Source organism: Paenibacillus sp. AK002 (assembly GCF_053903045.1).
In genome coordinates this window covers 4,667,718-4,692,747 of record NZ_CP096377.1, presented here as the reverse complement: position 1 = coordinate 4,692,747, position 25,030 = coordinate 4,667,718, and the positions used below count along the sequence as shown (strand labels likewise).

At 51.8% G+C, this 25,030-nt stretch carries 28 protein-coding genes; 21 read left to right on the top strand and 7 right to left on the bottom strand.

Features of this window, described 5'->3' with window-relative positions:
- Nucleotides 1-164 precede the first annotated feature (164 nt).
- The 4 genes from M1D70_RS20820 (at nucleotide 165) to M1D70_RS20805 (ending at nucleotide 6,604) form a co-directional block, all read left to right on the top strand.
- Nucleotides 165-902, top strand: coding sequence for a glycerophosphodiester phosphodiesterase (locus M1D70_RS20820; RefSeq protein ID WP_009590067.1), 738 nt, complete (start codon nucleotides 165-167; stop codon nucleotides 900-902).
- 4 nt (nucleotides 903-906) lie between these two features.
- Complete coding sequence (locus tag M1D70_RS20815) at nucleotides 907-2,115, top strand: SLC45 family MFS transporter (RefSeq protein WP_456287806.1); 1,209 nt, start codon at nucleotides 907-909, stop codon at nucleotides 2,113-2,115.
- 146 nt (nucleotides 2,116-2,261) lie between these two features.
- Nucleotides 2,262-3,272, top strand: coding sequence for a LacI family DNA-binding transcriptional regulator (locus tag M1D70_RS20810; RefSeq protein WP_456290474.1), 1,011 nt, complete (start codon nucleotides 2,262-2,264; stop codon nucleotides 3,270-3,272).
- Between the two features lie 110 nt (nucleotides 3,273-3,382).
- On the top strand, nucleotides 3,383-6,604 hold the full coding sequence (locus tag M1D70_RS20805; protein ID WP_456287805.1) for a cellobiose phosphorylase: 3,222 nt from the start codon (nucleotides 3,383-3,385) through the stop codon (nucleotides 6,602-6,604).
- 71 nt (nucleotides 6,605-6,675) lie between these two features.
- Here M1D70_RS20805 and M1D70_RS20800 read toward each other — a convergent pair whose 3' ends face one another.
- Entirely contained in the window at nucleotides 6,676-6,849 is a 174-nt protein-coding gene (locus M1D70_RS20800) for a hypothetical protein (RefSeq protein WP_009592209.1), read from the bottom strand.
- 230 nt (nucleotides 6,850-7,079) lie between these two features.
- On the opposite strand from M1D70_RS20800, the gene M1D70_RS20795 reads away from it, so the two are divergent.
- From M1D70_RS20795 to M1D70_RS20785, 3 genes are all read left to right on the top strand, one after another.
- Nucleotides 7,080-7,703: a TraX family protein gene (locus tag M1D70_RS20795; RefSeq protein ID WP_009592213.1), complete on the top strand. Its 624-nt coding sequence runs from the start codon at nucleotides 7,080-7,082 to the stop codon at nucleotides 7,701-7,703.
- A gap of 56 nt (nucleotides 7,704-7,759) precedes the next feature.
- Nucleotides 7,760-8,191: a hypothetical protein gene (locus M1D70_RS20790; RefSeq protein ID WP_009592212.1), complete on the top strand. Its 432-nt coding sequence runs from the start codon at nucleotides 7,760-7,762 to the stop codon at nucleotides 8,189-8,191.
- Between the two features lie 70 nt (nucleotides 8,192-8,261).
- Nucleotides 8,262-8,837: a macro domain-containing protein gene (locus tag M1D70_RS20785; RefSeq protein ID WP_015736389.1), complete on the top strand. Its 576-nt coding sequence runs from the start codon at nucleotides 8,262-8,264 to the stop codon at nucleotides 8,835-8,837.
- Between the two features lie 339 nt (nucleotides 8,838-9,176).
- Here M1D70_RS20785 and M1D70_RS20780 read toward each other — a convergent pair whose 3' ends face one another.
- A complete protein-coding gene (locus tag M1D70_RS20780) occupies nucleotides 9,177-9,374 on the bottom strand; it encodes a hypothetical protein (RefSeq protein ID WP_456287804.1) in 198 nt (65 codons plus the stop codon).
- Nucleotides 9,375-9,461: 87 nt separating this feature from the next.
- On the opposite strand from M1D70_RS20780, the gene rpiA reads away from it, so the two are divergent.
- The 4 genes from rpiA to M1D70_RS20760 all read left to right on the top strand — a co-directional run bounded on the left by rpiA (nucleotide 9,462) and on the right by M1D70_RS20760 (nucleotide 11,899).
- The gene (gene rpiA / locus M1D70_RS20775; RefSeq protein ID WP_456287803.1) at nucleotides 9,462-10,178 is read left to right on the top strand and encodes a ribose-5-phosphate isomerase RpiA; all 717 of its coding nucleotides are present in this window, start codon (nucleotides 9,462-9,464) and stop codon (nucleotides 10,176-10,178) included.
- Between the two features lie 49 nt (nucleotides 10,179-10,227).
- Nucleotides 10,228-10,677 (top strand): MarR family winged helix-turn-helix transcriptional regulator, encoded by a 450-nt coding sequence (locus tag M1D70_RS20770; protein ID WP_009595330.1) that lies wholly within the window; start codon nucleotides 10,228-10,230, stop codon nucleotides 10,675-10,677.
- A 29-nt stretch (nucleotides 10,678-10,706) separates the two neighbouring features.
- Nucleotides 10,707-11,138, top strand: a complete 432-nt coding sequence (locus M1D70_RS20765; RefSeq protein WP_456287802.1) for a GNAT family N-acetyltransferase — start codon at nucleotides 10,707-10,709, stop codon at nucleotides 11,136-11,138.
- 125 nt (nucleotides 11,139-11,263) lie between these two features.
- Nucleotides 11,264-11,899, top strand: coding sequence for a GDSL-type esterase/lipase family protein (locus M1D70_RS20760; RefSeq protein ID WP_009595336.1), 636 nt, complete (start codon nucleotides 11,264-11,266; stop codon nucleotides 11,897-11,899).
- Nucleotides 11,900-11,985: 86 nt separating this feature from the next.
- Here the strand turns inward: M1D70_RS20760 and M1D70_RS20755 are convergent, their stop codons facing one another.
- A complete protein-coding gene (locus M1D70_RS20755) occupies nucleotides 11,986-12,657 on the bottom strand; it encodes a tetratricopeptide repeat protein (protein ID WP_009595342.1) in 672 nt (223 codons plus the stop codon).
- A gap of 177 nt (nucleotides 12,658-12,834) precedes the next feature.
- On the opposite strand from M1D70_RS20755, the gene M1D70_RS20750 reads away from it, so the two are divergent.
- Both M1D70_RS20750 and M1D70_RS20745 read left to right on the top strand, forming a co-directional pair.
- Nucleotides 12,835-13,101 carry a helix-turn-helix domain-containing protein gene (locus M1D70_RS20750; protein WP_009595340.1) on the top strand — a complete coding sequence of 89 codons (267 nt, stop codon included), beginning with the start codon at nucleotides 12,835-12,837 and terminating at the stop codon, nucleotides 13,099-13,101.
- 196 nt (nucleotides 13,102-13,297) lie between these two features.
- On the top strand, nucleotides 13,298-13,408 hold the full coding sequence (locus M1D70_RS20745; protein WP_015736381.1) for a hypothetical protein: 111 nt from the start codon (nucleotides 13,298-13,300) through the stop codon (nucleotides 13,406-13,408).
- Nucleotides 13,409-13,563: 155 nt separating this feature from the next.
- Here M1D70_RS20745 and M1D70_RS20740 read toward each other — a convergent pair whose 3' ends face one another.
- Both M1D70_RS20740 and M1D70_RS20735 read right to left on the bottom strand, forming a co-directional pair.
- The gene (locus M1D70_RS20740; RefSeq protein ID WP_009595334.1) at nucleotides 13,564-15,537 is read right to left on the bottom strand and encodes a stalk domain-containing protein; all 1,974 of its coding nucleotides are present in this window, start codon (nucleotides 15,535-15,537) and stop codon (nucleotides 13,564-13,566) included.
- A 399-nt stretch (nucleotides 15,538-15,936) separates the two neighbouring features.
- Nucleotides 15,937-16,146: a DUF5316 family protein gene (locus M1D70_RS20735; protein WP_009595327.1), complete on the bottom strand. Its 210-nt coding sequence runs from the start codon at nucleotides 16,144-16,146 to the stop codon at nucleotides 15,937-15,939.
- A gap of 477 nt (nucleotides 16,147-16,623) precedes the next feature.
- Between M1D70_RS20735 and rsmD the strand changes: the two genes are divergently transcribed.
- Nucleotides 16,624-17,229, top strand: coding sequence for a 16S rRNA (guanine(966)-N(2))-methyltransferase RsmD (rsmD, locus tag M1D70_RS20730; RefSeq protein WP_456287801.1), 606 nt, complete (start codon nucleotides 16,624-16,626; stop codon nucleotides 17,227-17,229).
- Nucleotides 17,219-17,734 carry a pantetheine-phosphate adenylyltransferase gene (gene coaD / locus M1D70_RS20725; RefSeq protein ID WP_009595333.1) on the top strand — a complete coding sequence of 172 codons (516 nt, stop codon included), beginning with the start codon at nucleotides 17,219-17,221 and terminating at the stop codon, nucleotides 17,732-17,734. The genes rsmD and coaD overlap by 11 nt, the downstream gene beginning before the upstream one ends.
- Here coaD and M1D70_RS20720 read toward each other — a convergent pair.
- Complete coding sequence (locus M1D70_RS20720) at nucleotides 17,712-18,941, bottom strand: nucleoside recognition domain-containing protein (RefSeq protein WP_456287800.1); 1,230 nt, start codon at nucleotides 18,939-18,941, stop codon at nucleotides 17,712-17,714. The genes coaD and M1D70_RS20720 overlap by 23 nt on opposite strands.
- Nucleotides 18,942-19,053: 112 nt before the next feature.
- Between M1D70_RS20720 and M1D70_RS20715 the strand changes: the two genes are divergently transcribed.
- Nucleotides 19,054-20,094 carry a SepM family pheromone-processing serine protease gene (locus M1D70_RS20715; protein ID WP_036673913.1) on the top strand — a complete coding sequence of 347 codons (1,041 nt, stop codon included), beginning with the start codon at nucleotides 19,054-19,056 and terminating at the stop codon, nucleotides 20,092-20,094.
- Here the strand turns inward: M1D70_RS20715 and M1D70_RS20710 are convergent.
- Nucleotides 20,084-21,325, bottom strand: coding sequence for a nucleotidyltransferase (locus M1D70_RS20710; RefSeq protein ID WP_456287799.1), 1,242 nt, complete (start codon nucleotides 21,323-21,325; stop codon nucleotides 20,084-20,086). The two genes, M1D70_RS20715 and M1D70_RS20710, sit on opposite strands and share 11 nt — an antisense overlap.
- Before the next feature lie 198 nt (nucleotides 21,326-21,523).
- Here M1D70_RS20710 and M1D70_RS20705 point away from each other — a divergent pair, with 198 nt between their 5' ends.
- From M1D70_RS20705 to M1D70_RS20685, 5 genes are all read left to right on the top strand, one after another.
- Entirely contained in the window at nucleotides 21,524-22,036 is a 513-nt protein-coding gene (locus M1D70_RS20705) for a YceD family protein (protein WP_009595343.1), read from the top strand.
- 54 nt (nucleotides 22,037-22,090) lie between these two features.
- The gene (rpmF, locus tag M1D70_RS20700; RefSeq protein ID WP_006211382.1) at nucleotides 22,091-22,264 is read left to right on the top strand and encodes a 50S ribosomal protein L32; all 174 of its coding nucleotides are present in this window, start codon (nucleotides 22,091-22,093) and stop codon (nucleotides 22,262-22,264) included.
- Between the two features lie 148 nt (nucleotides 22,265-22,412).
- The gene (gene fapR / locus M1D70_RS20695; RefSeq protein WP_456290473.1) at nucleotides 22,413-23,018 is read left to right on the top strand and encodes a transcription factor FapR; all 606 of its coding nucleotides are present in this window, start codon (nucleotides 22,413-22,415) and stop codon (nucleotides 23,016-23,018) included.
- A gap of 24 nt (nucleotides 23,019-23,042) precedes the next feature.
- Complete coding sequence (plsX, locus tag M1D70_RS20690) at nucleotides 23,043-24,029, top strand: phosphate acyltransferase PlsX (protein WP_009594999.1); 987 nt, start codon at nucleotides 23,043-23,045, stop codon at nucleotides 24,027-24,029.
- Nucleotides 24,030-24,037: 8 nt separating this feature from the next.
- Nucleotides 24,038-25,027: a beta-ketoacyl-ACP synthase III gene (locus tag M1D70_RS20685; RefSeq protein ID WP_456287798.1), complete on the top strand. Its 990-nt coding sequence runs from the start codon at nucleotides 24,038-24,040 to the stop codon at nucleotides 25,025-25,027.
- The last annotated feature ends 3 nt before the right edge of the window (nucleotides 25,028-25,030 follow it).

Below are 25,030 nucleotides of genomic sequence, written 5' to 3'. Positions count from 1 at the left end.
CTAACATGCAAAACGGTCAAACCATTTGAAAAATTAATGAGGACATGACAGGGTTTCATCAACCGATGTGGAATATGAAAAATGGAATGATAACATAGCTCTAACATTTGCGAGCTATATTTATAGTACAAAACAAAAACCTAATCACTCAGGAGGAAGTACAAATGTCACAATTGATCAATTTCGCACACCGCGGGTCATCGGCCATATGCCCAGAGAATACGATGGCTGCCTTTTCCAAGGGCTTGGAGCAGGGAGCTACCGGGATCGAAACCGACGTCCAAATGACGAAGGACGGAAAGCTGGTATTGATCCATGACGAGAGTGTCGCCCGCACGACCGGGGCCGAGGGGCTTGTCAAGGATTATACATACGATGAGCTGGCCAAGCTGGACGCAGGCTCATGGTTTGGTGCCGATTTCCAAGGCGAACGGATTCCGCTGCTGGAAGAACTGCTGGAATTAACCCAAAACCGCGGCACGATTGTTAATATCGAGCTGAAGAACGGAACGATCCAATATCCAGAGCTGGAAAAGCGCGTGATTGAGGCTGTAAGGCATTACAATATGGCGGAGCAAATCGTCATTTCGAGCTTCAATCATTATTCCCTGGTGGAATGCAAACATATTGATCCAGAAATTCGTACCGGGCTGCTGTATGGCGAAGGGCTGTACCAACCGTGGGAATACGCCAAATTGGCTAAAGCGGATGCCCTGCACGCATACCATCGGGCGGTTCTGCCGGAGTGGGTAACGGAAGCGAAGCAGCATGGCGTCGTCTATCATCCGTGGACCGTGAATGACGAGGGACGGATGAAAGAGTTGATGGATGCGGGCGTTGCGGGCATCATTACGGATTATCCGGATGTGCTGAACGGACTGCTGCAAACCAAGGGAGCGTGACTTTGTGAGGAAAACATGGCTGCTGGGCTTCGGCTTTTTCAGCATTAGCATTACCTGGGCGCTGTACAATGCGTTTGTGCCCTACTTTCTGGAGGATTACATATCCAGTGTCGCATGGATCGGTTTTTTTATGACGATCGACAATTACTTTGCCTTGTTCTTGCAGCCATGGATTGGAAGCCGAAGCGACCGTACCCATACCCGGTACGGCAGAAGAATGCCTTACCTGCTTATCGGAATGCCGCTAGGCGCTTTGTTTACGGCCATGATTCCGTTTCATAACGGAATGGCGACGTTGTTACTGTTCATGGTCCTCATGAACCTGGCCATGAGCCTGTATCGTTCGCCAACCGTTTCATTGATGCCGGATATAACGGAAGAGAAGCGACGCACCAGAGCCAACGGCATCATTAACTTTATGGGCGGCTTGGGGTCCATATTGGCATTCGGCGTGGGCTCGGTGCTGTACAGTGCCCATGCGTCGCTGCCTTTCATTGCAGCTGCCGGCGTAACGCTTGTCTCTTTATTCATTCTAAAGACGTTCATCCAAGAGAAACGCGACGCTCCGGGCTATCAAGCCCAGACGGCCGCCAGAGCCAAAATTTCCTTTAAAAGCCAAATCAATCGAACGACGGTGCTGCTGCTGGCTGCCATATTCTTCTGGTTCGTGGCGTACCAAGGGGTTGAGACGCTGTTTACCCTGTACGGGAAGAATGAGATGGGGCTGACGGAATCGCAGGCGTCCTTTTCCTTGACGTTTTTTTCGCTCGCCTTCGTTCTGTTTGCGATTCCCAGCGGATGGCTTGGCGGTAAATTCGGGAAGAAACGGCTGATCCTGATCGGCGTCAGCGGGCTGCTGATTGTCTTTGCGCTCGTCCCATGGGTAGAATCGCTGCTGCTGCTTCGCGTACTGCTGACCGTTGGCGGATTGTTTTGGGCTTGCATCAATATCAATTCTTACCCTTTCATCGTATCGACCGGAACGGAGGACAGCATCGGGACGCGGACAGGAATGTACTATTTGGTATCTTCGCTGGCGGCAATATCGTCGCCGCCTCTGCTGGGCAAGCTTATTGACGGTATGGGATATTCGATCCTGTTTTATTGCGCCGCCGGCAGCATGCTGCTTGCGCTGATCTGCATGCTGATGATTCGTCATCAGGAAACGGATAATTCCGCTAAAGCGCAGAACGCCTCCGCCAGCTTATCCTAGCCGTTGTCATTTGGATAACCGGGAGTTTCAGCTCCTGCCCGGATGTGCGGAATAACATTGACGAGTGCCTGCCGGCACAGGTAGAATTTAATACCAGAGAGATGGTCTTAGATTATGTCGGCGAAGGGCAGGAGCTGATTCCAAGGTTGACAACGATTTACGATATTGCGAAGAAAACAGGCTATTCGCCTACGACAGTATCCAAAGTCTTCAACAATTATCCGGACGTCCGGGAAAAGACGAGGGTCAAAATCCTGGAAACCGCTAAGGAAATGGGGTATCTTCCAAACGCAAATGCCAGGTCACTTACGACCAAGCGATCCTGGACGATCGGCATTCTTTTTGTTGAAGCCACGGGAGCCGGAATTCGGCATCCCTATTTTGGAGCCGTCATCGAAAGCTTTAAGAAAATCTCCGTATCCAAAGGGTATGATCTGATGTTCATTTCCAAGGATGTCGGCGGCCGAAGAAGCAGTTATGTGGAGCATTGCAAAATCAGGGGCGTCGACGGCGTTGTGGTCATCCTGTCGAGCAATGATGATCCCGATTTCCAGGAGCTGCTGGATAGCGGCATTCCGTGCGTCATTCTGGATTCGTCACCGGAGCATGTGCATTCGGTTTACTCCGACAATATCGGAGGCAGCATGCTGGCAATCCGGTATTTGCACTCGCTTGGACATCGCAGCATTGCCCATATTTCGGGCGGATTGAATACGTTTGCAGGCGAGCAGCGCCAACATGGCTATGTACAAGCGCTGCGTGAGCTGGATCTGAACCTAAGGGAAGAGTACATAACCGGCAGCGATTTTTACTCCACCGAGAGCGGATACGAAGCCATGAAGAGGCTGCTTGCACTCGAGGATCGGCCGACAGCCGTTTACGCCGCTGGGGATTTGCTCGCGCTTGGAGCGATTCGAGCCGTGCTGGACCATGGCCTTAGCGTGCCGGAGGACGTGTCGGTCATCGGCTTTGACGATATTGAAATGTCCCGCTACATTACCCCTGCATTAACGACGGTCCGCCAGGATACGGAGCAGCTTGGCAAGGTTGCCGCGGAGATCCTTCTTTCTTCAATCGAAGAGCGGGATACCGCCGTAAAGTCGGTTATGCTGCCAGTCGAATTAATGATCCGGGAGTCCTGCCGCCCGGTCACCTAAGGTGAACCTAAAGAGCAGGGTTCATTTTTAACCCATTTCGAAACCGGTTTCGAAATGGGTGGCTTCTTGATTTCAGCGAATGATGCACTCATTTAAAGGAGGATTTGAACATGTCCAATTATCGTTTTGAGAAGGATGCCTTTGTTATCGAGCAGTATGATCTCGCCAAGCCGTTTTCCAGCTTCCTGCCGGGGATTGCCGGATTGAAGGGGATACCGATGTGGACCTTTTACGTCAATCGGGGCCAAGGGATAAGCAGTTTCGGCATACGCGACAAGAATTCGCCGATCATGGAATTCTCGCCGGCCAATATCTCGTATAAGAACGTATCCGCCACCGGCTTCCGCACGTTTATCAAGATGGCCGGGACGCCGGCCGTATATGAGCCGTTCCAATCCTTTCAGCCGGACACGAAGGCACGGAGAACGATGCTGATTCGTCAGAATGAGCTGGTCATCGAGGAGGAGCATGCAGATAAAGGGCTTCGAACATCGGTCTCGTATTTCCAACTGCCCGGTGAAGATTTCGCCGCGCTTGTCCGCCAGGTCAGCGTGACGAATATCGGAGCCCGGACGGAATCGCTTGAACTGTTGGACGGTATGCCGGAAATTCTGCCTTACGGCGTCGAGAACAGCGGGTACAAGGAGGTCGGCAATCTGCTGCGAAGCTGGATGGAAGTGAAGAATCTGGACCGGGGCATACCGTTCTATAAGGTTCGCTCCAGTACGCATGATGAGGCGGAGGTTACCGAAGTTACGAACGGCCATTTCTATCTGTCGTTTGATCAGCACGGGAACTTGATCAAACCGATCGTAGATTTTGAGCTGATATTCGGCGGAAACACTTCATTGATCCACCCCGATCGATTTGCCGCGGGTTCGATCGAATCCTTGGCGCAAGCCACGCCGTATCCTGTGAACAAAGTGCCATGCGGCTTCAGCGGATTATCGGCGCGGCTTGAGCCTGGGGAGACGGCAACCGTGTATACGCTGGTTGGTCATGTGAACGATATCGGCAAAATCAACAAACGCTCGAAAGATTTGTGTTCGCCTGCCTATATCCTCGATAAGCGGAAGGAGGCATCGGCATTGACCCGGGAATTAACCGATGATGTGGCCACCAAAACGGGGTTGCCTGTATTTGATGAATACAGCCGGCAGTCCTATCTGGACAATTTCCTCCGGGGCGGTTATCCGTTCATATTCGATAACGGGAAGGAAGGAGCGGTCGTCCACCTCTATTCCCGCAAGCACGGGGATCCGGAGCGGGACTATAACTTTTTCTCGCTGGCGCCGGAGTATTATTCACAAGGTAACGGCAATTTCCGGGACATGAACCAGAACCGCCGAAATGATGTGTTTTTCAACCCCAAGGTGGGCACGTTCAACATCCGGATGTTCTTCAGCCTCATTCAAGCGGACGGTTATAATCCCCTTAGCGTAGAAGGCACGAAATTTCGAGTAGCCCAAGGCATGGAGGGGGAACTGGAGAAGCTGCTGCGCGCCTCCGCGGCTCAGGAGGATTATGATAAGCTCGCGAAGGCATGCGCCGGGGATTTCACCCCGGGCAAAATCATTAACGCGATAACGGATCAAGGCATTCGGCTGGCGATCGACGAGGAACGGTTCTTATCGGGATTGCTGACGATATCCGAACAGCATTTTGCGGCTTCGTTCGGCGAAGGCTTCTGGTCGGACCACTGGACCTATAACATGGATTTGGTTGATGGTTTCCTGGATATTTATCCCGACCGATATGAAGAGCTGCTGTTTGGCGAGAATGCCTATACATTCTTTGACAGCCCGGTATATGTGCTCCCACGGAGCGAGAAGGTTGTGATCAGCCGGGGCAAGGTTCGCCAGTTCGGCGCGCTGCTGGAGGACGAGGAGAAGCTGAATAAGCTCGGCAGAAAGCGGAACGCGGCGGAATGGCTGCGGGTGAATGGCGGACAAGGCGACATTTACCGTACGAATCTATTTGTCAAAATGATCTCGTTATCCCTCAATAAAATGGCAACGCTCGATCCTTACGGGATGGGTGTTGAGATGGAGGCAAACAAGCCGGGCTGGAATGACGCGATGAACGGATTGCCGGGTCTGTTCGGCTCCGGGATGAGCGAAACGATGGAATTGAAGCGTTTGGTGGCATTCATCGTGGAGGCTGCCGAGCGGTTCGGTCATCATACGGTGATGGTGCCGGAGGAAATCGCCTCTTATTTAGAGGGCGTATATGATGCCGTACAGCAATATCAAACCGGTGCACTGGACTCCTTCCGATATTGGGATCGGGTAGCTGGGCAGCGCGAGTCCTATCGGGCATCCGTCCGATACGGCATCAGCGGCCTGGAAGTTGAGATTCCAGTGAAACACGTAAAGAGGATATGCGCGGCTTTCCTGGACAAGATTGAAGAAGGGATTCAGCGTGCTGAGCAGCTGGGAGGAGGAATCGTTCCAACGTACTTCCGCTTTGAAGCGGAGCGATTCGAAGAAATCCGGGATGCGGAGGGCAGCCCGGTCATCACCCGCTATGGCTTGCCTGCCGCTAAAGTGCTGGAATTCAAAGCATATGCGCTTCCGCATTTTCTCGAAGCCCCGGCCCGGGGAATGAAGCTCGCCAATGAAGGCCAGGCGAGAGCGATGTATGATCGGATCAAGGCATCCGATTTATATGATGCCGCGCTGGGGATGTATAAGACGTCCGTCAGCCTGGAAGGGGAAGGCGATGAAATCGGACGCATCCGCGCATTCACGGCCGGCTGGCTGGAGCGGGAATCCGTATTTTTGCATATGACCTATAAATACTTGCTTTCCTTATTAAAAGCAGGACTGTACGACGAGTTTTTCTCGGAAATCAAAACATCGCTTATCCCATTTCTGGACCCGGCCGTTTATGGACGCAGCACCCTGGAAAATTCATCGTTCATCGCCAGCAGCGTCAATCCGGATCCCCATGTACATGGGCGCGGTTTTGTGGCAAGGCTGAGCGGATCGACGGCCGAATTCTTAAGCATGTGGATTATGATGATGGCCGGGAAAAGGGTATTCCGTTATGAGGGCAACCAGCTTCAGCTTCATCTGAACCCGGTGCTTCCGTCTTGGCTGTTTGACGAGCGGCAGGAGGTGTCGTTCACCTTCCTCGGTTCCGTCAAGGTAACGTATCGCAGCGAGCGCGCGGCAAATACGTTCGGGCAGGACGGTGTTGCGATTCAGCGATTCACCTTGACGACGGCGGGAGGAGACACGTTCGAGGTTGACGGCCTCCTCCTTACGGGCAAGTGGGCCCATGAAGTCCGTAACGGAAACATCCGGTCCATTCTTGCAGTCATGAGGTAAGTTTTACGGAACCCGAATAGACCACCCGATTCTAGCCGGGTGGTCTATTCTTTGTTCTTTGGCGTTTTCGTTTATTCTTGGGGCGGCTTTTTGTTCTTGTTTGTCATGGAGGAGCCGAACGATATGCCGATGGCAACACCGATTGCTATGCCTATAGCAATATTATTCATGGCCACTCCAATCGCTATGCCCACACCGATCCCCATGCATATGCCTAAGGCCATGTTGTTTTTTTTCTTTTCCATCGGGCAGTCACCTCCATCTGAGCAGATGTTGATACTAGGATTCAAACCAGCGCTTCCTTCGTCCTCAAGCTGCTTTTGTTCTTATTATATAGGATATCGGACAGGGATGCCGGATACCGAATTCTTCATCTTTTCGCCGCTTGCAAGTCCCCTGTTTGCAACCCATAATAGATATATCGATTCCACATACATAACGAATGTTCATCTTACCGTGCGAGGAGGGGGTTATCATGCAGTGGATCGCCATGCTGACGATGCTGATTGATCATATCGGGCTTGTGTTTTTTCCGCATCAGGAGATGTGGAGAATCATCGGCCGCATCGCATTTCCAATCTATGTTTACGCTCTCGTGCAGGGACACCGCTACACTTCATCGAGACCCAAGTATATCGCACGGCTGGCCGTTATTGCAGCGGTCTCCCAAATTCCGTACCAGCTTGCGCTGGATCCCGAAGGGCTGAACGTGGTCGTAACCTTGTTGGCCGGTGCCTTGGTTCTTTATGTGCTGGAACGATCGGATTCCCGGCTGCTATCATGGATGGTGGTTGTTGCAGCCTGTGCGTTGATGAGTGAGTTTCCGTTTGATTACGGAGCCTACGGCTTGCTGTTGATCTTGATTTTCCGATATGCTCAGGCCGGCTGGCTCGTTCCGCTTCATATGTTATTGAACCTGCTGTTCTGGTTCCTTAATGATTGGGAGCTGCAGATGTGGAGCGTGATCCCGACGGCCGTGATAGCTTATGGCCCTCATGTATGGAGAAAACTGGAGTCCGTCCGTGTGAGCCGCTGGGTATGGCGTTCATTTTATCCGCTGCATTTACTGGCTATTGCCGTATTGCGGGTGTTTATATAACTGAAGATTTTTAGGTTAATGCCTCATGGACTGATTATGTACAAGGAGAGACATTCATGCAGAATATCGCAATCGCTGCCTGCATCCTATTGTTCGCGGCAGCGGGTTACATCGCGTTTATGAATTCCAAATTAATTGCGGATAAAAAGCGGGAAGCATACATTCCTCCGCCTGCTTCGGAATATACCGTTTATATGACGCCTCAATTCACCGAGGAGGACAAAAGGACGCTGAGTCCGATCGGCGTCATGGAATTTCGCGATCCGCAAGGCATGATGAAGGTATATCTTTGCCGGGTCAAAAATGAATCCGAAGACTTGAAGCTGGAGCAAGCCGGCAACGTGTTTCTTCATCATCTGACCAAGGCCAGGGACACCGGCACGCTGATGTTTTATCGGACCGTGGAGGAAGCGCTGCAGGGACCGGAGGAGAAGAGCTTAACCGACCGTCTGTCTGCAGCCGCGAAAAAAAAGGCGAGGACAGAATAGGTCGAACCGGGTCAATCCACCCTCTTGCGGGGTAATAGAGAAATAAAAGACCGAAAGGAGATTTTCCGAAATGAAAACATTTAAAATCGGAAGGACATCGGTCTCCGTCTTTATAGGCGATATAACGACATGGACGGGCGACATTATCGTCAATGCTGCAAATTCGGGACTGCTGGGCGGAAAAGGCGTGGATGGCGCGATTCATAGCGCCGGAGGGCCGGAGATCATGGAGCAGTGCATGGAAATTCGCAAGCAGCAAGGCGGCTGCCCGCCAGGCAACGCCGTGATTACAGGAGCAGGCCGGCTGCCTGCCCAGCATATCATTCATACCGTCGGCCCGATCTGGGAGGGCGGCGGAAGGCGCGAGGAGCATACGCTGGCGGAATGCTACCGCAACAGTCTCCTGCTTGCAATCGAGGTCGGTGCCAAAAGCATCGCCTTTCCTAATATAAGCACGGGTATCTATGAGTATCCTAAAGCTCCGGCATGTGACGTGGCGTTAAAGGCGGTGACGAAGCTGCTTGAGGAAGATCTGCCGGATAACCGGCTGGAGCGGGTTGATTTCGTTTGCTTTTCTCCCGAGAATGAAGAGCTCTATGTCCGTTGGCTGGAGCGGTTCACGCAGGAGAAGGAGGCGCAAGTATAAGAAAAACCTCTATCGACGCACATTCTGAGAAGACAGACCGCATGTATAGGACGTTTTTCTTGCGATATCAGGAAGGCCCCTGCTTCGAAGTTTATACTTTCTGAGATCTTAAGAAAAACCTCTATCGAAGCACATTCTGAGAAGACAGACCGCATGTATAGGACGTTTTTCTTGCTATATCAGGAAGGCCCATGCTTCGAAGTTTATACTTTCTGAGATCTTAAGAAAAAACCTTGTGGTTATAGAATTGTTCAGCTCTGGCTGTAACATGGTGTATTCTATAATCTTAATAAAAAGCAGGGGCGCAAATGTGCGCCCCTGCCGTTTATTCGCCGTTTATTACATATGATAGGAACCGCTTGGTTCAAACAGCACCCATTCCAGCATGGTAATCATGTCGTCAAGACGGGCATCCTGATTGAGAAGGGAAGCGCGCTCAGGGCTGTCCTCTTCGAGAGAAGCCAGCCGGGTTTGCAGTTTTTTCTTTTGCATCGAAAGTTCATTGATTTTGGATTTGATCTGGTTCTCTGTTCGCATGGCATAATCCTTTCCTTTGGCATGAAAATGATCGCTGTACCCCATATTATAACATTTGATTCAGCTTAAGACGAAGGAGCGGGTCCTATGACGAGTGAAATTAATATGAAGAAAATAGCGGCTGAGCATGCCGCCAAGTATGTTCAGGACGGGATGAAGATCGGTCTGGGCACAGGCTCTACCGCCTATTACGCCATTCTCAAAATCGGAGAGATGGTCAGGTCCGGACTCTCGATCCAGGCCGTGGCTACATCGGACGCTTCGGAGAAGCTGGCGATGGAACAAGGCATATCCCTGACGCCCGTACACCAGATCGATCGCTTGGATTTGACGATCGACGGAGCTGACGAGCTGGATGATCAGCTGCGGTTAATCAAGGGAGGAGGCGGAGCCCTACTTCGCGAGAAGATCACGGCTTATCACAGCGAACGGCTCGTGATTGTGGCGGATGAGGCAAAAGCGGTTGCTCAACTGGGCGCTTTTCCGCTGCCGGTTGAGATTGTCCCTTTTGCCTATGAATGGACAATTCGGTCCCTGGCACAGCTTGGTTGTTCGGTCCAATTGCGCCGTCAGCCGGATGAAGGGTTGTATGTAACGGATAACGGGAATTATATTGCTGATTGCCGGTTTCAGGAAATCTTGATGCCGGAGGAATTGAGCTCCCGTTTAGGCACTGTACCCGGCGTGGTTGAACATGGTCTGTTCATCGGCATGGCCGATCAAGCGATTATCGGCTGCCGGGACGGTTCGGTACGGATACTGCATTCCGCGAGCATGCAGGCCAAGAATACATTTGACAGTTGATCCGGCGTTCATTAACCTTAAATACATGATATCTTTCGGAGGGTGAAGTATGTCGGATATTCAAGAACACGAGGATTACCCGCTGCATTTGCTGGTAGTCCTAGCCAGAGCTTATAACGCAGTGATGACGCATTCGCATCGAAGCATCAACAGCCATGGTTTGAATTCCACCGAATTTGGGGTATTGGACGTGCTGTACCACAAAGGTCCGCAGCCGCTGCAAAAAATAGGGGAGAAGGTGCTTATCTCCAGCGGTAACATTACATACGTGGTCGATAAGCTTCAGAAGAAAAACCTGCTTGTTCGCCGGGCTTCCGCTGAGGACCGCCGCGTGATCTATGCCGAGCTGACCGCAGAGGGGAAGGAATTCTTCGAGGCCATCTTCCCTCAGCATCAGGAATTGATGGTGAAGGTGCTTAGCGGATTGTCGGAAGAGGAAAGAGCGCAGGCGGCCATGCTGCTGCGCAAGCTGGGGATCAGCGCAGAGAAGATGCTGTAGTCCTACATGAGTTTAGATTGGAGATAGGTATGCTTAAAGATATAACGATGCAAGCGTCGCAGCCCGAAATCAAGGAGCTGCTCAGTTACTCGGTTTTCCCGGATCCGGAGGCGGTGGACGAGGCAGTCGCATTTTATCAGGGCGGCGACAGCCGGTTGTTCGGCTACGAAGAGGACGGACTTCTTCTGGGAGTCATCGGTTTTGATGTGAAGGAGGACGAGCTTATCATCCGGCATTTAGCGGTCCTGCCGGAGAATCGGGGGAAGGGATACGGACGCGGATTGATTTTGGAGCTGCTCCTCGAGGTGCAGCCTAAACCGGAACGAGTCATTGCGGAAACGGACGAAGAAGCCGTGAACTTCTACCGCAGTATCGGTTTCGAGGTTTACAGCCTGGGAGAGAAATATCCGGGCGTCGAAAGATTCCGCTGCATGTATGAGGTGGAGGAATCCGAAGAATAGCCATTCCTATGGATGCATGTAGCGTCTTTAGAGTGGAATTAAAATTGCCATTCAAGTTCATATACCCGTTTCGCACAGGAGGCATTCCTCATATAATGTCGTAACGAGCGGGGCAGGGGGTGAACATGTTGGTGTACCATTATACCGCTGTCGGCGATTCCTTGACCTTTGGGTTTGGGGCGATGCCTGGCAGCGGTTTTGTTCCGTTATACCGTCGGATGGCGGAGGAGAAGCTTCGCCAATTCGTGGCCCATGAGAATCTCGGGGTCAATGGATTAACCTCGGATGAATTATACGATCGGGTCGTTCAGCTTCCAACGTATCGCTATCATTTGCAGCAGGCCCAGATTATCACGATGTCGATCGGCGGCAATGACCTGATTCGTGCGGTGAAGTCCACGGGAGGTCGACCGAATCGGGAGGTGCTGGACACCGCCTTGTATCGATGCCAGAACCATGTGGCTAATATCGTCAAACATATCCGCAAAATAAAGTCACCGGCCAGCAAGCCTTATTTTATTCGCGCTATCGGTCTGTATAATCCATATCCGGCCTGGACGGAGGCAACGGAATACGTGATTCGGTTCAATCGGCACTTGATGGGGTTGAGCGACGGCTATTTTCGCGTTGCGGATATTTACGCACAATTTTCTGGCCGAGAGAAGGAACTGATGTCGGTGGACGGTTTACACCCGAATGGCCGAGGGTACCGGGTGATCGCGGAGCAGTTAAACCGGCTTGGGTACAAGCCACTTGCATAATAAACGGAAATTCACATGAAAAAAAGGGCGTCCCCGGGTCTCATGACCTCTAACGGACGTCCTTTTGGTTTAAGCATTATTAACACTTAGAATAAGTTCCTGAACCAGCTTCGAACCGCCCATTTGCGTTCCTGCCGTTTTTTGTATTTGGGCAGGGAGCGATACACGTCCATCGATTCCTGATAGGATTTCTTGGCATCTTGGGCTCTTCCCAGCGATTGATACATATACCCCAGCAAATAAAAGGCTTCGCTGGAGGAAGAGTGAATGGCATGGAACTGCTCTAAATAGTGGAGCGCCTTCTCGCGATCCGAATCCCGAAACGCCTCGGCAAGCCTAAGATAAGGCCGGCCATATTTGACCCTCGGATTGATCTGAAGGGCCTGGACGATATCAGCCTCTCCCTGAGCGATGCTGCCGGTATGCAGACGCGCGCTTCCGATATCGTCCCAGAATTCGGCGGAATCCTCTAAACTGGATTCCATGGTTTCCAGGAGCTTTAGGGCCTCTTCATACTTGCGGCGCTCCAGCAGCAATCGGGCAAGCTCGTGCCGGGAGGATACGTCGCTGGGGCTGACCGCAATCTGTCTGCGCAGCTTGGATATAGCCCTTGCACGCTTGAACGGCTTCGTCACACTGGGAAATACCCCGACAAAACGGCGATCCAGCACGTACACGATAAGAAGCAGCACCAGAATCGCCGTTATCGGATTGCCGAAAATGTAAAACAAAAATCCGAAAATAATGAGTTTAAACAAACAAATCCCTCTATTTCCTTGTAATGTCGTAGCCCAAATTATACCATATCATGGATTTATTTAGGGGGAAATGCGGTCGGTTCTATAGACCTTAAAAGGATGCGCATGTCGGAATAGGTCGCAGGTATTGAAAGTAGCCAGTTGATAACCGATATAGGTAGTAAAGAGGTGATAATCATGGCGAAAAAGGGACAGACATTCCATCATTACAGTTTCGAAACTAAGAAAAAGGCAGTCGCCATGCGGCTGGAAGGCATGACGAAGAAAGAAGTGGCATCCGCCTTACAAATATCAGACATCGGACGGCTGAAAGTGTGGATGCGCAAATACCGGGAGCTGGGAGAAGAAGGCTTGGTCGATCGCCGCAGACGAATCGTGCTTTCAGACCATGACAACGAACGGAATGAGAAAGTTCAGGTTCCGCAGCTGCAGAAAATACAGTAATTATAGTGAGGCGTGGTTGAACGACGGTTCCACCACGCCTCTTACATATGGGAATCATGGAAATCGGCGTATTGATACCCGCAGATGCGCTTGCATTTGGGCGGGTTCACTATTCTTATCGCGAACAGGCGGCAGCCCAGTTCATTTTAGCGGAAACGACATAACATGTGGTATGTTCAAAAAAGGAGGGATTGTTGTGAGCGGAGTAGGAGAAGGTTACGGCGGCGGCTATGGATATGGCTCTTCTGTAGGTGCTATTTTGGTATTGTTCATCTTGTTGGTGATCATTACTCGCGCATTTATCTAATCCATCTTTTGAGCGAACAAAACCAATGAATCAATAAGAGAATACCGGGCACCATGAGCAGTCACAAGGAAAGACCGTCCCGAAGAGGCATTGCTGCTTCTTAGGACGGTCTTGTTTATGAATAACGAGTTTTATTAAATTACGTCCCCTTCATGCTACATCATGATCAATATGGCTTTCCCGTTTACGAAAGATACGATATTGAAATTGGAGTACCCCCAAGTTTCAATGGTTTTTCCGCCGCCGGAGGTAATGTCTTTGGCAGCCGGGTTCCCCCATGAAAGCTGTACCTGCTCTTTCGTCATGCCGAGGGAAACCTGTCCGGCTTTGATCTGCTTCCAGACGGAGGCGGACCATTTGTATTTTTTATAGGGGTCGTAAGTTAATAACGAGGAACGGTCCGCAAACAGCTGCGTCACTTCGGAAGACCGCATAGGATAACTTTTTACCGTTTTCCCCGATGCCGATTTGAAGATTACGTTGAATTCGCCCTTGTCGTCAGGCAATATGTCGGTAACGGTCAATTTAGAGAAGCGTTCCAGATCTTCGAATTCGTTCACCCAATACGTTCGGCCGATATACTTAACCAAATTGCCCTGCATCGCTTTTTTGATCAATCCAGCCGTTTCGCTGGAGACGACGGTCATGGCCGCATCCGCGCCGAGGGAGATTTGAGCTTGCTTCCACTTGGCATCCCAGCTGGTTTTAGCTCCCAGAGCATCGGATAACACGGAGGCCGGAATGAGAAGCTCGCCCTTGTCGTTCACGGGTGCGGCTTTAAGCCGGATGGTGCTTTCATTCAGCTTGGCCTGGTTGCTGCCTGCTTTGAACGAAAGCAGGGTCTGGCCGAAGTTCGCCTCCACGCTTCCGTTTTTAGCCGAATAGGTGCCGCCCAGTGCCTGAATGACGGATTTAGCCGGTACCATGACATTGCCGTTGACCTGTTTCGCGTATTTCAAATTGTTGCGCAGGCTGGACGATACCGTCACCGATTTGGACTGGCCGCCTGAGGTTACCGTAATCTGCGTTTTGCCAACGCCGGCAGATTTCAGCGTGCCATTTTTCTGCATACTCAACAAATACGGCTTCTCGATATCGATGCCGGCGTCTTTAACCGGTACCTTGATTTTCGCCCCGTTCGTATAGGTTTCCTGGATGCTCACTTCCAGCGATTCTCCTACATAAGGCGTCGCATCGGATATGGCAACGGACAAACTCTTGACTACCGGTACATCGATGTTCTTGTTCTGTCCCTCCTTATGATGTACCCAGCTTCCATCACCCCGCTGCGCATAAAAGCCTTCCGACAAATCCTTTGCATCCCCATAGATGGATGTTTTTACGATCCCGCTAAGTCCGGTAATCTGCTCTTTGAGTTTCCAGCGGTCTTTATACTCGCCGGTAGTCCATACGGTTCCGTCCTGGAGCGTCACAATGAGAAGATCCGTCGGCTCACTCGATGCATAAACGATATGAGCTGCATTCTGGGCCACGGTAACCGGTATGATCCGCCCGTTATCGTCGAAGTTGGACGTCTCGTACACGACCACGTCGCCGTTGTCATGCAGCAGGGCAACGCGTCCGCTGTGTACCGTCATGGATTTGACGGCTGCCGTGTTTTCCACGATCCCGAGCTTTTTGAATTGCCCCTTTTTGTAGTTATCCTGGAGCAGCAGCTCTCCATTGGAGGATAATGCAGCGAATTCCTGATCCGCATTGGCGATCAGCAATATGCCGCTGAGGTTCTTCGCTTTTTCATCGCCGGCCCATACGGTACCGTCCGACTTCAGCCAGTAGGAACCGGCTATCTGCTTCACGCCGCTTGTTCCCGGAACGACCTGGGGCCCCTTGCCGATGTCCCACTCTACTAAGCGGCCCTCCTGCGTCATACCGATGCCGCCGTACTCATAACCGCTGATGGCTGCGACGTTGCCTGGTGTTCGAATGGCGTGGCGCCCGTCAATCAGGGACCACATGGAGCCGTCGCTCATCAGATAGGTGTTTCTTCCGGCAATGTCTTGGATCCGGAGCTCGGACCCGTCGGCAGAAGCGATGTCTTGCGTCGTCCCTGCAAAACCAAGCCCTGCCAGCATGCTGAATAACACGAGAACATACAACGTTCTTTTCACTTACATGACCTCTCTTCACTGTACAAATAGGAATATTTTTCAAACAACCTCATTGTTTTCGACAAAATAGGCGTTATTCCTGCAAGATTTAGGGAAGCGTTGATTAAAAAGGAACAAAAAAACGCTCCTGGATGGGGGCGTTTTGCAGATGAAGCTTGCAATTATTCGATGAATTTGTCCCGGCCCGACATATAAGATAAGCCGGTTCCCTTCAAGAGCAATAAAACCGCGCATGCATCATTTTTCACGATTTCGATTTTTGGGAATTTTCTGAACGTAACGATTGAAATTATTATGAACAGAGCATATTTCATTCTGGCGAGTTCTATTTCCTTAGTTTCATTGCTAATGAAACCATTCATAATCGAATCACCCCTCTTCATCAATGGAAGTGCCTTGTTAACGGAACAGAAGATATACAATGCCGGCTGCTGCAAGAAATACAATTCCCGCGAGAAAGAACCAGTTGGCCGACTTTTTTCTGGATGCGCGGTCGTCCTTGGAATCGGCATAGAAGTTGCCTCTCTGCTGGTACCCCGTTGTAAACGCTCCCGATAGGATTCCTGTCACCAAGAGACAAGCTATTCCTGCGTACAATAGCAGGTCCATCTTGAATTCCTCCCCTTATGCTCTTATATAATAAGAACGTTCGCAGAGCGGGATTGGTTATGCTTCATGACGCATATGGATTGCTGGACCAACAGACCGCGGGTCTGAAAAATATAAAAAGCCGCTCAATGTAGAGCGGCTGAACATAAAAAAAAAGAACAAAAGCCCCGTAACAACATGTTGACATTACAGGGCTTTTGTTCGGGAGCCACCGAAGTGACTCCCTCATGGGAGAGGAGAAACCGGACGAAGAGCTTATGGGGAAACGTAAGTCTTCTCCGCGGTTGTCTACGACATTCATTGATGTCGATATTTCAAGGATGCCCGGCTGGTGCAGAAATATACCTTGCTCTGAAAAAAAGTTGGGAGCTGTTACGTTTCATTTTTCATATACGGGATGATTGTGTTACGATAATCACTGTCCATGGCGTTGTCTGGGCATCTAATTTATAGATAATGAAACGGGTGAATGAAGCAGTGAGAGTAGTATCCGGAAGTGCAAAAGGCCGGCCGCTCAAAAGCGTGCCGGGTACAAGCACCCGTCCGACGACGGATAAAGTGAAAGAATCCATATTCAGTATGATCGGCCCTTACTTTGAGGGAGGAATCGCGCTTGACCTGTTCGCAGGCACGGGAGGCCTTGGCATTGAGGCGTTAAGCCGGGGGATGGATCGTGCTGTTTTTATTGATGTGGAACCGAAAAGCATCAGCACGATCAAGGATAATTTGAAGGCGGCCCGGCTTGAGGAAAGCGCAGAGGTATACCGCAACGATGCGGCACGGGCGCTTAAAGCGCTTGAAAAGCGAGGCTATGGCTTCGATTTGGTCTTCTTGGACCCGCCGTACAGGTTTAAGAACGGCGATGAACTGATGCTGGATATGGCCGAGCGAGGGTTGCTGCAGGATTCAGCCTTGGTGGTATTGGAATACGAATCAAGTTACAATTATGCTGAGGAATTTGGCGATTTTCATTGTATCCGAACCGCGAAATACGGAGAAACCGCCATATCGATATACCGTTATGACACAGCGCAAGATCAAGCGACGGAGCTTGATGAGGAGGAATTACACGATGACAAATGAGAATACTAGTACATACCGCGTTGCCGTATATCCGGGGAGTTTTGATCCGGTCACCATGGGACACATGGACATAATTACACGTGCTTCGAAGCAGTTTGATCTGCTGATCGTGGCCGTACTCAATAATTTAAGCAAGAACCCGCTCTTCACGGTGGACGAGCGTAAGGACCTTCTGAGACAGGCTACCGCGCATCTGCCGAATGTGGAAATCGACAGCTTCCGCGACCTTTTGGCGAACTATATCCGTCAGAAGAACGCCCAGGTCATCGTACGCGGGATCCGAACCGTGACCGACTTTGAATATGAACTTCAGCTGGCATCCACCAACCATAAGCTGAATCCGGATGCAGAGACCATCTTTATGATGACGCATCCGAAATATTCGTTCTTGAGTTCCAGTCTTGTGAAGGAAATCGCGCATTTTAACGGCGATACTACAGATTTGGTCAGCCCCGAGGTCGATGCGGCGTTGCGACGCAAATTCAGCGGGGATCACGCCCGATAAGACGGGAGCACAGCCAGAAAGCCGCTATTAATAACAAGCAGATCATGCCTTGAACCTGCAGGAAAGAAGGCAGTCCGCTCCAAAAATTGAAGAATTGCTCCGTATCGGCATGATCGATCGGTTCCGTTCGGAATGCCGGCACGATGCCCGCGGAAAGGGTGCTGACCGGTTTCCATATGGCCAATGTAATGACAAAGGCGAGTATCGAATGCAGGAATCGCTTTGCCATAAAGTAACGCCAGGAGAGACCGGCTTCCCGCATCAGCGACAGGCTTTGCAGATGGGCGCTGATTCCGCTCCATGCCAGTGCTGCCGATAGGACCGCCAGCTGCAGAGCCCCTGCTTGAAATGCCGAGGAGCTGATCGATTGGGCGGCCAGATGGGCTTCCAATATCCCGGGCACAAGATAAGATGGAAGCTGGGGGAGCAGCTGGCCGGTCAATACTCTAGTAAGAACGGCGAAGAACAAGATAAAGCCGCCCGTCATCATTAAGGTCTGTACCGAACGGGTAACGGATTCGCCAAGGAGTTTGCCGAAGCTTCGCCCATCCCGTCGATGGGCGTCCAGCGCGGCGGAGGCTGCCCGTCGAAGAATCGGACGCTTCGCCCATTCGTTCATCCGGTCATTAACGACGGGTGCGCCCTGCTTCCCGGCTTCTGCAGAGGGCGATTTGCTGAATAGACTGAATGTCCATGCGGCCAGCAGGCCGGATATCCAGTGGACGATCAGCAGCAGATAACCGGCTTCCGGTTTATGCAGCAGGCCGGTTCCGATGACAACGAGGATGGTCATCGGATTGCAAAAATGGGCCAAAGCGGCAAGCCTGCCGGCGTCAATGGCACGGAGCTCGCCTTGTTTGTGCATGCCGGCCGCGGCCTGAGCGCCTGCCGGGAACCCGGCTGTCATTCCTGTTATAAGAACCCAGCCGCCAGTACCGGGGAGTTTGAATATTTTTTTCATCATAGGGTCCAGCAGTACGCCAACCCCGTGGGCCCAGCCGTAAGCGATGAGGATTTCCACCAGCACGAGAAAAGGCAGCAAAGATGGAAATACGATATTCCACCACAGCTTGAGTGCTTGCAGGGTGGCTTGGAAGGCGGGTTCGGGCGCGCTGACGACGGCCAGTACAAGCAGGAACGCGGCGGCACCGAGAAGAATGGTGTTCCACAGCCCGTTGGATGACTTGACGGCGTTGTCTTTATTCATAAGGAATCTCCTTTCGGCGTAAACATGGCTAGTACAACTTTATGCAGAGGAGACAACCGTCAGACCAAACTTGGTGGAAGGCTGGATATATGAGGCGGAGGGAAGGAAAACCATGAAGAAGTCTGTAAAACCGAATGGCTTAAAAATTGCGCTGTATTTGTTGCTGGTCGGGGTCATGCTGTACGTTGTCGTTTATATGCCGACCCCTTATCTTGTATACCAGCCCGGGAGTGCCGAAGAGGTTCGTCCCATGATCAATGTCGAGAAGGGCGATCCGGCGGAAGAGGGTACGTTCATGATGACTACCGTGTCGGCAAGTTATGCCAATATGGCTTTGTTAATGCTGTCTGCGTTTAATCCTAATGCAGAGGTCGTGAAGAAGGCCGAAAAAATGGGCGATCAGAGCAAGGACGAGTATGCGGCCACGCAAGTGTATTATATGAATTCTTCACAGTCTTCTGCGATGGAAGCTGCTTATCAGGAGGCCGGAATCGATTACAGCATCGAGCCCGCTTACGTATTCGTGATGTCGATCTCCGAGAATTCGGCCAATGCCGAGCATTTTCGGCCTGGCGATAAATTGATCAAGATCGATGGTCAGCCAGCAGAGGATAATGAGAAGATTGCCAGCCTGTTAAGCGGGAAAAGCATCGGAGAAGAGGTTTCCGTGGAGCTTGAACGCAAGGGGAAAACCGTGAAGGAGCAGGTGAAGCTTGTAAGCATTAAGGATGAGAAGACCGGCGCGGAGCGTCCGGGATTAGGCGTCATGATTGCCACGATGCAGAACGTGGAGCCGGCCGATCCCGATCACACCATTCACTTTGCGAATACCAACATCGGAGGACCGTCAGCCGGACTGATCTTCACCCTTGAGATATATAATCAGCTTACCGAAGGGGATTTAAGCAAGGGTTACCGGGTAGCCGGAACGGGTACCATCGATAAATCAGGCGCCGTAGGGCCCATAGGCGGCGTGAAGCATAAGATCGTGGCTGCCGACCGGAAGGAAGCCGATATCTTTTTTGTGCCTCAAAAAAATTACGATGAGGCCAAGAAGCGCGCGGACCGGATCAAAACGGATATGAAGCTGATCCCGGTCGATGACCTGCAGGATGCCGTGGATTATTTGGAGGAGCTGCCGCCTAAGGGGTGAGCGGCGGCAGCAGGTAATCGCTGTAGTAGTTTCGTATTTGGGGCCTAGGTTGCCCGTTAGCATAGACGGCGGCTGCCGCCAGGTCACGCTCCAGCTGAGGATGCTCCAGCTTAGCAGGCTGATGAATGACGGGGAGTGAAGCGCTTCGCTTCATTCGTTTCAGCAGCGAACGCCCCGTCTCGCTGAAGCCGAGGACCCGGATATATCCCGGACCTTTGGCGAGCTCTTCACGATTCATCGATGCCTTGTCATGATTCAGCATGATGTGCATCAGCATGCGTTGAAGCTTGGTTCGCGTATAGCGCTTGGTCTTCAAGGCTTCCAGAAGGGCGTCAACCGTCGGCTGCTCCAGCAGCGATAGCGAGCGCTGAACACGATGCTCCAAGCCCTCGGTTACTTCGAGGAAGCTTTCAAGCTGAGCGGGTGTATGCGTGAGCAGGGCTTGGAACAGCGGCTGGCGAAACTGCTCCCAATGGACAGGAGCTAGTCCGCTCTTGATTTCCCTCTCCATGATGTCGTACGTGAATTCCGGCATATAGGGTCTGGCGGCTTCCAAGCCTTGTGACAGAATAATGTTCCGGATGGCGGTTGCGCTGGCAATGGATGACGTTCCCGGCAGCGGATCGTGGTAATGTGCGCTTACTCTTGGAATGGTATAGGGCGTAATGCGGCTGCCCAGGCGCTGGAGTGCGATCAGATAGTGCAGCCCCAGGGAGTTGTTCGGCTGCGTGAGCAGCTCTTGCAGCTCTGTCGTTGCCGTTGCCGGACCGGATTCACCGAAAAGGGCAGCGGCGGCAGCGCCGTAGGCAGATGGGAAGTTCATGCCTTCCCGGAGGCGCTTTTCGATTTCGGATCGAAGCTCGCCGGATTCGTTTGCGAGCGAACGGGACAACGGCAGGATCTGCTCCAGCGTCCCGCTTTCGGATCCGAAGGAAAGGCCATCCACGACGCCCGTAGCTTCCAGAATGGCTACCGCACCGAACGCGAACCATTCCGCAGGCTGCACGGCATAGGTTACCGGCAGCTCGAGGCACAGGTCAACACCCATGGCAAGGGCCATTTCCGCCCGAGCGCGCTTGCTTGCGATGGCAGGTTCGCCGCGCTGGAGAAACGGACCGCTCATCACCGCGACGACGGCATCTGCCCCCGATACTTCTTTGGAACTGCGATAATGCAGTACATGACCGTTATGTAAGGGATTATATTCAACGACTATGCCAACCGTTTTCATTCGTTTCAACTCCTTGATTAGAATATAACATAATTGCATGACGTTCCTGCAACAATAAGCGACCCTCCCGGGAGTGTTATAATTCTGGTAGTATGAAGAGAAATATCGGGTAACAATATAGAGGTTGTTAGGGTTATCCTGTTGACAAAACTCTCTGGGAATCGGTATAATAATCTTTGTTTGTTTGGAGTGATGGATATGCTAATTCAATTTCGTAAATTGACAACCAGCGATCAACCGTTACAGTTCCATCAAACCGTGGATGTAAGCAATGCCATTAAGGACCGGAAGGATATTGTTGCGGTTAAGCCATTAGACGTGGATTTGAAAGCAACTTCGTCGATTACCGGTTCGGTGGATGTTCGCGGACGATTGCAAGGCGAGCTGGAGATGAATTGCTCCCGCTGCCTGAAGCCGATCAGCGAGCATGTGCACATCCCTTTTCATGAAGTATTCCAGCCGGTGGAAGATCCTGAATCTGTGGTTCAGGATGAGGATGACGATACTACATACGTGCAGGGTGAGAGTGTGGATCTCACTCCCTATGTAGAAGAAGCATTTCTGCTCCACCTGCCGCTAGCTCCGGTTTGCAAAGCCGACTGCAAGGGACTCTGCCCGAATTGCGGCAAGGACCTGAATGAAGGCACCTGCGACTGCGATACGGAAGTGATCGATCCTAGGCTAGCCGGACTGAAGGACTTCTTTAAATGATGATGGATATGGCACCCGTGTTTTAGCGGGTTGAATTGATAAGGAGGTGGGAACATGGCAGTACCTCAACGTAGAACGTCCAAAACACGTCGTGACAAGCGTCGTACTCATTTTAAGCTGGCTGTGCCAGGCATGGTGAAATGCGAGCAATGTGGTGAATTGAAGCTTGCTCATCGCGTATGTAAAGTGTGCGGAACGTATAAAGCAAGAGAGATCATCAAACAATAGTTTCTAAATAAGTAGTACTTCATCTTTGGTGAGGTGCTATTTTTTTTGTCTCAAGTCCCTCTTTCTTTTTAACGTGACATGATTTATACTTAACATTAGTACCAGGTTCTAATATTTGCGACTAATTTACATATAAGTATGTTTGAAGATTGGCGGCTATCATAGCGGCAGAAGGAGTTGTTTCGTCATCGATCGTTTATCCAAGAAAGACCGTCACCAGCGGCTGATTCAGCTGATCGACGAGAATCCCTTTGTTACGGACCGCGAGTTGACTCGCCAGCTTAAAGTAAGCATTCAAACGATACGCCTTGACCGTATGGAACTGGGCATCCCGGAGCTCCGTGAGCGAATGAAGCAGATGGCGGAGCATTCCTATGACCAGGTTCGTTCCTTGTCGCTCGAAGAGGTGATCGGGGATGTCGTTGACCTGCAGTTGGACAAGAGCGGAATATCGATATTTGAAATCCGTGAGGAACATGTATTCAGCAAAACGCGGATTGCCCGCGGACATTATGTGTTCGCTCAGGCCAATTCGCTTGCCATTGCCGTGATCAATGAAGAAATCGCATTGACGTCTTCAGCGGATATACGGTTTTTGAGACAGGTGCGCCTCGGCGAGAAATGCATTGCCAAAGCCTACGTCAGGTCCATTGCCGGCCAGAAGGGGAAGGCCAAGGTGGAAGTGTTTACTTATGTCGCTGATGAAATGGTGTTTCAGGGGAATTTCGTAATCTACCGATCTGCAGGGGAATGACATAAGTGAAGGAGGAAATTTGGCATGAGAATTGTGGTTGATGCGATGGGCGGGGACAATGCCCCCCAGAGCAACGTCGACGGCGCGCTGATTGCCGCACGGGAATGGAGCGACACCGAGATCATCCTCGTCGGGGATGAGGCCCAGATTGGAGCCTTTCTGAAGGACAAGCCGTCCAATCTGAAGGTGGTTCATGCGAGCGAGGTCATTGAAGCGGAGGATGAGCCGGTTAAGGCCGTTCGCCGGAAGAAGGATGCGTCGATGGTCGTGGCGGGGCGGATGATTCGGGAAGGCGAAGCGGATGCCATGATCTCGGCGGGCAACACGGGAGCGCTCATGACGACCGGATTGCTCGTCGTGGGCAGGATGAAAGGGATTGAGCGCCCCGCGCTGGCCCCAATGATTCCTACGCTCGACGGCAAGGGGATGCTCGCCTTGGACCTCGGAGCGAATATGGACTCGAAGCCGGAACATTTGCAGCAGTATGCGCTGATGGGCAGCCTGTATCGCGAGAAGGTGCACGGTATCGCCAAACCTCGCGTCGGGCTGTTAAATGTCGGCACCGAGCCGGGCAAGGGCAACGAATTGACGAAGCACGCGTATCCATTGCTTGAGGAATTGCCTATTCATTTTGTTGGCAATGTGGAGTCGCGCGATGTCATGAACGGCGTTTGCGACGTACTTGTCTGCGACGGGTTCTCGGGCAATATTCTGTTAAAATCGATTGAAGGAACAGCCGGTGCACTCTTTTCGCTGTTGAAGGAGCAGTTCGGCAAGTCCCTTAAGACCAAGATGGCTGCCGCATTGATGATGCCGGAGCTTCGCAGCCTGAAATCGACGCTCGATTATAAGGAGCATGGCGGTGCGCCGCTGCTTGGTCTGGGCGGCCTGGTTGTCAAGAGCCACGGTTCGTCGGATGCGAACGCCATCAAGAATGGGGTTCGTCAAGCCCGAACGGCGCTGCAGAACCGGTTGGTAGAGAGTATTTCGAATGAAATCAGCGGGAAGTGAGTGAGGAAATGAACAATTTGCGTCCGGTCGGTATTATTGGCACAGGCAAATACGTGCCTGAAAAGATTTTATCCAATAGCGATTTAGAGAAAATGGTAGATACTAGCGACGAATGGATCGTCTCGATGACGGGGATCCGCGAGCGGCATATTGCCGCGCCGAACGAAGCGACTTCGGATTTGGCTTATCAAGCTGCTGTGAATGCGTTGAAATCCGCCGGCATGCAGGCTGAGGATCTGGAATTGATTATTGTGGCGACCATTACGCCGGATATGTTCTTTCCATCGACCGCTTGTTTGCTCCAGGATCGGCTTGGAGCCAAGAAAGCAGCGGCATTTGACCTGTCCGCGGCCTGCTCGGGATTTGTATACGGCCTGGCCACTGCCACCAACTTCGTGAAAACGGGCATGTACAACAACGCCCTGGTCATCGGGGTGGACTGCTTGTCCCGGATTACCGACTATACCGACCGCAACACCTGCGTCCTGTTCGGTGACGGCGCCGGAGCGGCGATCGTAGGCGAAGTGCCGGAAGGCCGCGGATTCCAGGCGTTTGATCTAGGCGCGGAAGGCGCGGGCGGGGCCCATCTGTATATCGAGGCAGGCGGCTCGAGATTGCCTGCGTCCGCTGAAACGATTAACACCAACAAACACTACATTTACATGAACGGCCGCGAAGTGTTCAAGTTTGCGGTGCGGGTCATGGGCACTGCCACGGAAGCCGTCCTATCCAAAGCAGGCATCGACAAAAAGGATATTGATTTATTCGTTCCTCATCAAGCGAACATCCGGATTATCAAGTCGGCCATGGAGCGATTGGAGCTTCCGGAGGAGAAGGTCGTCATCAATGTTGACAAGTATGCCAACACCTCGGCCGCTTCCGTGCCGCTGGCGCTCGTGGAAGCCCAGGAGTCCGGCCGCCTGAAAGAAGGGGACAAGGTGCTGATGGTTGGTTTTGGCGGCGGATTGACATGGGGTTCCTCAGTACTCATCTGGTAAACC